This is a genomic window from Limnohabitans sp. 2KL-17 (assembly GCF_003063415.1).
Taxonomy (GTDB): domain Bacteria; phylum Pseudomonadota; class Gammaproteobacteria; order Burkholderiales; family Burkholderiaceae_C; genus Limnohabitans_A.
In genome coordinates, this window is sequence record NZ_NESK01000030.1 from 38,716 (window position 1) to 47,699 (window position 8,984).

11 protein-coding genes and 1 riboswitch are annotated in these 8,984 nt (G+C 57.0%); of the genes, 4 read left to right on the top strand and 7 right to left on the bottom strand.

What is annotated here, in order from left to right:
- Positions 1-137: 137 nt before the first annotated feature.
- The 5 genes from B9Z45_RS14270 to B9Z45_RS14290 are packed head-to-tail and all read right to left on the bottom strand — an operon-like array spanning position 138 to position 5,583.
- Positions 138-929 carry an ABC transporter ATP-binding protein gene (locus B9Z45_RS14270; RefSeq protein ID WP_108407888.1) on the bottom strand — a complete coding sequence of 264 codons (792 nt, stop codon included), beginning with the start codon at positions 927-929 and terminating at the stop codon, positions 138-140.
- Positions 926-1,930: an iron ABC transporter permease gene (locus tag B9Z45_RS14275; RefSeq protein WP_108407889.1), complete on the bottom strand. Its 1,005-nt coding sequence runs from the start codon at positions 1,928-1,930 to the stop codon at positions 926-928. The genes B9Z45_RS14270 and B9Z45_RS14275 overlap by 4 nt, the downstream gene beginning before the upstream one ends.
- Entirely contained in the window at positions 1,927-2,904 is a 978-nt protein-coding gene (locus B9Z45_RS14280) for an ABC transporter substrate-binding protein (RefSeq protein ID WP_370445847.1), read from the bottom strand. Before B9Z45_RS14280 ends, B9Z45_RS14275 begins: the two co-directional genes overlap by 4 nt.
- Entirely contained in the window at positions 2,897-3,706 is an 810-nt protein-coding gene (locus B9Z45_RS14285) for an ABC transporter substrate-binding protein (protein WP_108407890.1), read from the bottom strand. Before B9Z45_RS14285 ends, B9Z45_RS14280 begins: the two co-directional genes overlap by 8 nt.
- Complete coding sequence (locus tag B9Z45_RS14290; RefSeq protein ID WP_108407891.1) at positions 3,703-5,583, bottom strand: TonB-dependent receptor domain-containing protein; 1,881 nt, start codon at positions 5,581-5,583, stop codon at positions 3,703-3,705. The genes B9Z45_RS14285 and B9Z45_RS14290 overlap by 4 nt, the downstream gene beginning before the upstream one ends.
- A 67-nt stretch (positions 5,584-5,650) precedes the next feature.
- A riboswitch (cobalamin riboswitch) is annotated at positions 5,651-5,899 on the bottom strand.
- Between the two features lie 72 nt (positions 5,900-5,971).
- Between B9Z45_RS14290 and B9Z45_RS14295 the strand changes: the two genes are divergently transcribed.
- The 3 genes from B9Z45_RS14295 to B9Z45_RS14305 all read left to right on the top strand — a co-directional run bounded on the left by B9Z45_RS14295 (position 5,972) and on the right by B9Z45_RS14305 (position 7,588).
- Entirely contained in the window at positions 5,972-6,202 is a 231-nt protein-coding gene (locus tag B9Z45_RS14295) for a DUF904 domain-containing protein (protein ID WP_108407892.1), read from the top strand.
- On the top strand, positions 6,199-6,525 hold the full coding sequence (locus B9Z45_RS14300) for a cell division protein ZapA (protein WP_108407893.1): 327 nt from the start codon (positions 6,199-6,201) through the stop codon (positions 6,523-6,525). Before B9Z45_RS14295 ends, B9Z45_RS14300 begins: the two co-directional genes overlap by 4 nt.
- A 247-nt stretch (positions 6,526-6,772) precedes the next feature.
- Positions 6,773-7,588 (top strand): sulfite exporter TauE/SafE family protein, encoded by an 816-nt coding sequence (locus tag B9Z45_RS14305; protein ID WP_108407894.1) that lies wholly within the window; start codon positions 6,773-6,775, stop codon positions 7,586-7,588.
- A 29-nt stretch (positions 7,589-7,617) separates the two neighbouring features.
- Here B9Z45_RS14305 and B9Z45_RS14310 read toward each other — a convergent pair whose 3' ends face one another.
- Both B9Z45_RS14310 and B9Z45_RS14315 read right to left on the bottom strand, forming a co-directional pair.
- Positions 7,618-8,298, bottom strand: a complete 681-nt coding sequence (locus B9Z45_RS14310) for a sulfite exporter TauE/SafE family protein (protein ID WP_108407895.1) — start codon at positions 8,296-8,298, stop codon at positions 7,618-7,620.
- 68 nt (positions 8,299-8,366) lie between these two features.
- A complete protein-coding gene (locus tag B9Z45_RS14315) occupies positions 8,367-8,708 on the bottom strand; it encodes a hypothetical protein (RefSeq protein WP_233252212.1) in 342 nt (113 codons plus the stop codon).
- 29 nt (positions 8,709-8,737) lie between these two features.
- Between B9Z45_RS14315 and B9Z45_RS14320 the strand changes: the two genes are divergently transcribed.
- A partial coding sequence (locus tag B9Z45_RS14320) for a transposase (protein WP_146180858.1) occupies positions 8,738-8,984 on the top strand: 247 nt, incomplete at its 3' end.

Here is an 8,984-nt window from a genome sequence, read left to right on the forward strand (position 1 = left end):
ATCGTCTGTCATTAGGCCTCGCAGTGAAGCGATATGACTTGATCCACGTCACTTTTGAATCAATCGATGGCGCTCTGGCACTGAGTTTTTGGCGCTCGCGATATCGACCGGCGTATTACCCAGACTGTTGCCTGAATTTAGCGAAAGGGAACAGCGCGACCTTGTGCCGTATTTGGCAACACCACCCACTGTCCATCCAACGCATGAATGCTGATGCGTTGATCGAACACAGCTTCAATAGCAGCACGGGTGTCTGCCTCATGGCTTGGACCGTGGTGGATCACCTGGCCCTGGTCCATCACCACGATGTCGTCGGCGTGCAGCGCCATACCGAGCTCATGCAGCACACTGACCACCGTGGTGCCTTGGGCCAGCAGGCAATGCACCTGCTCCAGCCAGTCCACCTGGTGAGGTGGATCAAGGTTGGCCAGTGGCTCGTCCATCAGCATGATGGGCGCATTGCCTGCCATGGCACGGGCAAGCAGGACGCGTTGTCGCTCACCACCCGACAGCTCGTTGAGTGTGCGGTCACGCCATTCCCATGCCCGCGTGGCCTTGAGCGCCGCTTCGACCATTTGAGCGTCTTGGACAGTGGGCGCGCTCAACCAGCCCTGGTGCGGCAGACGCCCAAGCATGGCAACGTCCCAGACGCGCAAATCCAACGTACTCACCTCGCCCTGACCAAGCCAGGACAGTTGCAGTGCACGTTGATGGCGCGACAACTCTTCGAGTGGCTGACCACGCCACAGCACGTGGCCGTTGTGTGGCAACAATCCTCCCAGTGCTTTGAGCAAACTGGACTTGCCAGCGCCGTTAGGCCCGACTACACAAGTCCAGCGGCCAGCAGCGATTTGCAAGTTGATGCCGTTCAGCACCTCGCGCCCTCCCAGCGAGGCGCTCAGCGCCATCGTTTGCAGTGCATGTGTCATACACGCGCTCCGGCATGGGCATCGCGATAAACACACCACAGCAAATACCCGCCACCCAGCACTGCCGTGAGCACGCCGACAGGCAATTCTTGTGGGGCAAACAGCACACGGGCCACCACATCGGCCAGCACCAGCAAGGCACCACCCATGAGCGTGGACAACAACAAGCGCCAAGCATGCGTGCAGCGCACAAGCGAATGCACCAAGTGAGGCGCGGCCAAGCCCACAAAAGCCACCAGTCCGATGTGTGCCACCGCAGCGCCTGTGGCCAAAGAAACCACAGCCACCAACACCATTCGCGCCAAGGGCAAGGGCACGCCCAGGCTTTGTGCCGTGGACTCACCCAGCGAGAGCGCATCCAGCACGCGGGCAAACGTCCAGCCCATGGCCACACACAAGGACAACACCACAGCCAGCGTGGCGCAAGCGTGCCAGCTCAAAAAGGCGGTCGAACCGAGCATGAAGCCCTGCATGGCCTGCAAGACTTGTGGCTGCAGCATAGTCATCAAGGACGTCACGGCGCCCAGTACAACACCCACCACCACGCCCGCCAACAGCAGGCGCAAGGTCTGCTGCACCCCGCGTGCCAGCAGCAAGGTCAGTCCGACGGCCAACACAGCTCCTGCAAATGCAGCGCCTGTCAGGCCCAAGCCAAGCCACGCGCTCGTGGTCCAGACGCTACCCCCCAGCAGGCTCAGGTACGTGGCGACACCCACAGAAGCCCCAGAGGCGCTGCCCAGCAAATACGGATCAGCCAGCGGGTTGCGAAACAGGCCTTGTGCCACAGCACCGGCCAAGCCCAATAAGGCCCCGCCCAGCCAGGCGCCCAAGCTACGTGGCAAGCGGATATCCAGAACGATTTGGCGAAAAACAGGATCAGCCTGAACCTGCCACCAGGCCTGCCAACCCTGGCTGCCCGCAGCCGTACCCAGAAACACCAAAGCCACGCCCATGGCCAAAAGAAGCAGCGCCCACCGGGGGGCGACAACGCGTTCGTTCATCGCGCCATCCCAGGCTGTGGCAAAACTTTACCCACATCAGCTGCTGCGCGGTTCAAGCAGTCCGCCATCAGTCGAGTACCTTCGGCCATGCGAGGCCCGGCACGCACCAACATGTCTGATTCATCCTGTTTGAACACGCACAGTCGCTGTCCCTGCATAGCCCGCAGGCCCGCCCAGCCAGGGCGTTGGGACATGCTGATTCGGCTGCTGTCACCGACCATGATCACGTCGGGTTTTGACTGCACCACCCACTCGGGGTTGACCAGTGGAAATGGACCCATGGACGCGGGCAAAATATTGGTCACGCCCATGCGCGTGAGCGTCTCGCCAATAAAAGAGGCCTCGCTTGCACCATAGGGCGCTGGGCTGACTTCAAAGTAAACGCGCTGCTGGCGTGCCTGTGGTTCCAGCGACTGAACTGCCGCTTGCAGACCTGCCTGAATGCCTTGCCAGGCATGATCACTGTCTGCCGTGGGCACATGCAGAGCCTGGCCTACAGTGCGCCAAACACGCTGAGCATCCGCATGATTACGGGGTTCCAGGCGCAGCACTTTCAGGCCCAGGGCCTGCAAACGGTCTGCACCTCGGGTGGAGGCTGCCGCCAGCACCAAGTCGGGCTTGAGCGCGACGATGCTCTCGATGTTCGGGTCCAGTCCGCCACCCACGCGTGGCAAATCTTTGACAGTTGCGGGCCAGTTGGAATACCGGTCCAGGCCGACCAACTTGTGGCACTGCTTCAAGGCGCAAACGGTTTCCGTCAAAGAAGGCAGCAAACTCACGATGCGTTGCGGGGCTTGCGCAATCTCCAACTTTTGCTGACGGTCATCCAGCACCGTGACGGCTTGTGCCGGTTGAAGCAGCCACGGCAAAAAAAACAAGGCCCTGGAAAATAGCCTGAGCATTTCAGAGCATGCAGAAAAACAGTTTTTGAACCCGCCCACTTGCATCTTGAGTTGTGGCTGGCGTTCAAGCATGTTGCGCTTCCCACTGGCTGAAAATGCGGTGCATCTGCGCCACACCATCGGTGAGTGCCGCAGGCCCTGGCTGCAAAATATCGGCCGACTTGATTTCAAATATTTGCCCTGTTCGCACAGCAGGCACATCTTGCCATCCTGATCTGGCGGCGACCTTTTCGGGCCTGAATTTCTTGCCGCACCAAGAGCCAATGATGATGTCGGGCGCACGGTCAATGATGGTTTGCCCGTCGGCAATGATGCGGTCACGGCCCATGGATTGAACAGCCAGCTCGGGGAAAACATCGTCTCCGCCAGCAATCCCCATCAACTCCGACACCCAGCGGATGCCGCTGATGTGTGGCTCGTCCCACTCTTCAAAAAAAACTTTGGGTCGGCGCTTGAAACCCGCAGCCTTGAGTTGGATCGCATCCAGTTCTTGACGCAGGGCCTGTAGTCGCGCCATGCCCTGATCAACCTGGCCCACCATGGCCGCGACTTGGTAGAGCATCGAAAAAATTTCATCAACGCTGCGCTGGTTAAAAACCGTCACCTGCACCCCGGCCTTTATCAGCAAGGATGCAATGTCGGCCTGCAAGTCTGAAAACCCGAACACGCAGTCAGGCTTGAGGGCCAGGATCTTGTCGATCTTGGCGCTCAAAAAAGCACTGACCTTGGGCTTTTCTTCCCTGGCCCGGCGCGGGCGCACCGTGTACCCCGAAATGCCCACGATGCGCTGCTCCTGCCCCAACAAATAGAGCCACTCTGTTGTCTCTTCGGTGAGACAGACGATGCGTTGGGGGAGGGTGGCGACTGAGGTCATTGCTTTGGACTGTATTGCAATGTCGCAAACACGCCTCGGCCTGGGGTGTTGTAGCCGTAAGCCAATTGGTATTGTTTGTTGAATGCGTTTTCTAAGCGAACACGAACCGTCCAGTTTTCGTCGATCTTTTGGCTGGCGTAGAACGACAAAAGGCTGTAACCCGCCAAAGTATGCAAGCTATCTTGGCGAGCTCCTGAGGCATACAGTCTGGTGCCCACTTCATAGGAGCCATATGAACGAGAGATATCGAGAGAACCATAGTTTTTGGCCCTGCGCGACAACGGCTTCTGGCTCACTTCATTCAAAGGATCCTGTGTGACTGCAGAAGCCTTGATGGTGTAACCACGCCACTGTGAGCGTAAGGTTGCCTCAAGACCCTTATTACTAACACGCCCCACAGACTCGTAGGTGTAATCCCAACCCTCCAGTGGTTTGTAAACAATGGCATCAGAGGTGCGTGTGTCAAAGTAAACGAAACGAGCCAGCAAGCTGTCGACTGCATAGCTTGCACCGATTTCTGAGCTTTTGTGCGTTTCAGGCTTCAATTGCGGATTCTTAGAGACCTCGGATGCAGTTGGTGCCCTAAAACCATTTGACAACGTTCCCGTTACAGACCACGCAGGCGTGATGGCGTAGCGCAAGCCCAAAAGGCCTGTATCTGCAGCGGATCGATTGCTGCTGCTGGGCGTATTTGGCTCTTTGTTTTCAACCTTCACATCGTCATGGCGGATATTCACCTGAGCGGTAAGAGCACCAAACTTCTGAGTCAAGCCAGCAAAAATCCCGTTGGCATCTCGTTGCATTTCATAGGCATTACCTCGGTCCACTTTGAAGTTATCCCTAGAAAGATCAGCACCAAAACTCACGGCCGTATCGGCACCCGCTTGCCATGTATTGAACCAACGCAAAAGATTTTGTCGTCCATCAAAAAGTCCGTAAGAACTCAAACGCTGGCCGTTTTCGATGTCTTCATAGGTCAGAGATGAAGTCGACACGTCCAGTTGACTAACCCAATCCGAGGTGAATGCTTGACGCCAGAAGACCCCCAGGGTGTTGTTGCGTTTTTTGAATTCTTGAATATCCAGCGGCGAACTGGCCCATGCATTGTCGGTTTCTGCTGTTGATCGGTCACCCAGCCATCGAACACCAACCGAGGCGTCTGAGCTTAGCATTTTTTCAACACGCGCAGACATGAATTCACCACTGTAGCCATCACGGTCTGGATTAGCTGTGGGCTGTTGTTGGGTATTGATCGCCGAAAAGCCGTCGGTTTTTTTGATACCTGCTTGCACATTGAAGCGGTAGTCTTCAGACTTGCCGCCGTAACCGACAGAGGCATCTACGCTGTTGCGCGAGCCGTAAGACACAGAGCCGTACGCAGCTGGAGTACCTTTGCCATGGCGGGTTGTGATGCTGATCACACCCCCGATGGCCGCATCGCCATACAAAGCACTGGCATTACCACGCAGCAACTCAATGCGTTCAATTTGGGACAAAGGCACGTCCAGCACTTGCAATGACCCAAGTGAGTCCACCTGGGAGCGAACGCCATCGATCAGGACAACAGCATTGATGCTGTTTTGACCACGCAAGAAGAAAGATGTGGTCGTGCCAGGGCCACCATTGCGGCCAAATTCAAAGCCAGCTTCGCCTTGCAATAAATCGGCCAAGGTCGGGGACTGCGACTTCTCGATTTCCTGACGTGTAATTACAGAAACTGAAGTCAGCACCTGGGAAAGTGGTTGCTCCAGACGAGCGCCAGTGATGACGACAGGATTGATTTCAATGGATTGCGCTCTGAGGGAGGCCCCCAAAGCCAAAGACAAGATGGACAGAACAGGCACAGCAAAGCGTGCACGAAAGGTACGATTTTTCATTTAAATCTAACAAGTCAATCGCCCTCACCGCCTTCCCCGACAGTGCATGGGCTTTACAACCCGTCTTGCGACAGGTCACCTTGTTGGCCGGTATCCGGGCTGACAGATGCGACCTTCATCACCTTCCCAACCGCCTGTTTCAGGGCGGTCAGTGGTTTGAGATGAAAGCTGGGTTCCCATGTGACTGAAAACTCGTCTGTTTACCGTTGCGGGGGCAGCGCAGGTTAGGTGGGCCGTGTTGGCTTTTCCCTCCTGCTTCCCGTTGAACTGCGAGCCGTGAACCGGTTTCGCGAGCACCAACAAGCCCCATTTTAGGTCGTAAGCTGTCTGGCAGCCTACAAAATGGCCCTACCCTCTACAATGTGACACCTCTTTTTTCTAGTTTGCCATGGCCAATTCCGACACCATTGATCAAATTGCCGAGCGTGTGGATCATTTGTTGCTGCGCCACGAAGAGCTTCAACGCACCAACGCTTTGCTGGCCCAGCAAGTTCAAGTCCTCACCCTTGAACGCGACCAGCTGAAGTCCCGTCTGGCTGCGGCCAGAGCCCGCGTGGATGCCCTCATTGAACGCCTGCCCGCATCCAACGCTCCCGCATCTCCTGAGGCATCCGCATGAGTACCAAACAATTAGACGTCCAGATCATGGGCCAGAGCTACATCCTGGGCTGCCCTGAAGGTGGCGAGGAGCGCTTGCTGGCAGCCGTCAGCAAAGTCGATGCGGCCATGTGCAAGATCCGTGATGCCGGCAAGATCAAGGCGCGCGACCGGATTGCCGTGTTGGCCGCCTTGAACCTGGCGTTTGATCTGCCCGAAGCCCCGTCAGGCATCGCCACGACAACAACTGCCGCAGCGGATATTCCGGAAGCATCGCACGTGCGCTTGACCCAACTGCTCAAGCGAATTGACCAGGTTTTGGAACAAGACGGTCAATTGATCTGAACCCGACATTCCTGTTGGTGACGGTCTGAATAAAGACCTACAATCAAGCTGTCTGCGGTGCATGCCGGGCTTTATATTTCCTTGAACCAATGCTCCTAGAGCCGGGCTTGGAACATTGGCTGGTGAGCGTGATCATCTCGCGTCAGATGAACCCAACGCCAGCCTGCCCTCGCCCACCTGAACCCCGGTTCAGGATGCCGGTCCGGTGGCACTCGCAGACACCTTTCATTTCTCACCCCCCACACCCATGATCATCGAACCTCTGCTGTTGGCCGAATTGGCTGTTCTTGGCCTTTGCACGGGCTTTCTGGCAGGCCTTCTGGGCATTGGTGGGGGCATGATCATGGTGCCATTCCTGACCTATTTGCTGGGTGCCCGTGGCGTCAGCCCTGACTTGGCCGTGAAGATGGCGATCGCCACATCCATGGCCACCATCATCTTCACATCGGTGTCGAGTGTGCGGGCACATCAAAAGAAAAAAGCCGTGCGCTGGGACCTGGTCAAAGGGCTGGCCCCAGGCATCGTGATCGGCAGCCTGATCGGCAGCCTGGCCATTTTTTCGTTCGTCAAAGGCACTTACCTAGCCTTGTTCTTTGCGGCTTTTGTGGGTTTTTCTGCAACGCAAATGTTTCTGGACAAGAAGCCAGCGCCATCTCGCCAAGTACCGGGTTTCACAGGTTTGTTGGGAGCGGGCGGGCTGATCGGTTTGTTGTCGGGCCTTGTCGGTGCGGGTGGTGGCTTCATCAGTGTGCCCTTCATGGCGTGGTGCAATGTGGCTATTTACCACGCGGTGGCCACCAGTGCAGCCTTGGGTTTTCCAATTGCATTGGCCAACGTAGCGGGCTATGTGGTCAGTGGCCAGGGCGTGCAAAACCTACCCGAGCACAGTTTTGGCTACCTGTGGTTGCCCGCTCTGGTGGTCATTGCTGCATGCAGCGTATTGATGGCCCCCCTGGGCGCGGCCACTGCTCACAAACTGCCTGTCAAACAACTCAAGCGCGTGTTTGCCAGCGTGCTTTATTTGCTGGCCGCTTACATGCTTTACAAAGGCTTGTCAGCTTGAAGCCTGGCCACGCCGACTGAACGATTGCCTTAAACGGGGGTAATGCACCATGGCGCTTGGTCATGTACCAGGCCCATCCACAACGCCCAGGCCGACACAGCCGCCAAGGCAAAACCTGCCACCCGCATGCCCCATGCACCATCGCCCAAGGACTGCATGCGTAAAAACATCCAGGGTCCAGCCCATAGGCTGATACTGCTGCCCAAAGCGAACAAGGCCATGGTGGCAGCGCCTTCGAGTGGTTGGCTGGTCAAGGCGGCCACCATAAAGGCCGAGTAAAGCAAGCCACAAGGCATCAAAGCCCAGAGCCCACCGACCACCCAGGGTGCTGCCCTGCCCCAGCGGTTGTTGAAGTCGCGCACACGGGTCCATAATCTTCGCGCAGCACCGTCGAGCCAAATCGGCTGTCTGGCTTGCAGCATCAGTAAAAATCCCAGAGCCAGGGCTGCCAGGTGCAGCAGTGTCCAAGCAGGGCGAATGGCGACCGACTGAGTCGTCAACCAACCGAGTCCCTGCACACTGGCTGCCGCCAAACCGCCCAGCAGAGAATACCCAGCAACACGTCCTAGCTGAAAAGCAAGCAAGGCTTGGCCCCGGCGTTCGCCTGCAGCCTGGCCAAGCCCCGCACAGGCAGCACCGCACATGGCAACACAATGGGGCCCGCCAAGCACCCCCATCATCAAGGCCGTGATGGCCAAAGAACTTTGCATGGTGTGTCCGCTTGTTGGTCGTGCTTCGAATTGTCTCTTAGGCCACCCGAAGGATGTACCCACACAAATCAAATGATTTTCGAATAACGGCTTCGACTGCGGTCACTCTGGATATAACGGTCAAAAACCATGGCCACACCACGCACAAAAAACCAGCCCATCGGCGTGACCTGGATGCTGGCGTCATTCAACTGCACCAGGCCTTGCGCCTGCAGTTCCTCAAGTAGGCTTATTTCTTTGTGAAAATAAGTTTTGAAATCAATCAACCAGGACAGGTTGATGGCCTCGAACTGCAAGTGTCCTTGGCACATCAATGCCATGATGACCGAGCGACGCATCAGGTCGTCGCGCGTTAGCGTCAAGCCCCGCACAACCGGAAAGTGTCCTAGGGCTACGCTGAATAAGTCCACCGCATTGGGTGCTGTTTCGTTATAGGTCGATGAAACAACAGACCCTTGCCCTAGCGGCCGATGCAGGAGCCGGATTCGAACAATACCGTCGCGCAACCAGGCGCGACGTGTTCCTCTCCACAATGAATGAGATCGTTCCGTGGCATGCGCTATGCGAAGTGATCGAGCCGCATTACCCCAAGCCGGGCAATGGTCGCCCGCCGGTGGGACTTGAGCGTATGTTGCGCATGTACTTTGTGCAGCACTGGTTCAACTTGGCCGACGAGGCTTGCGAGG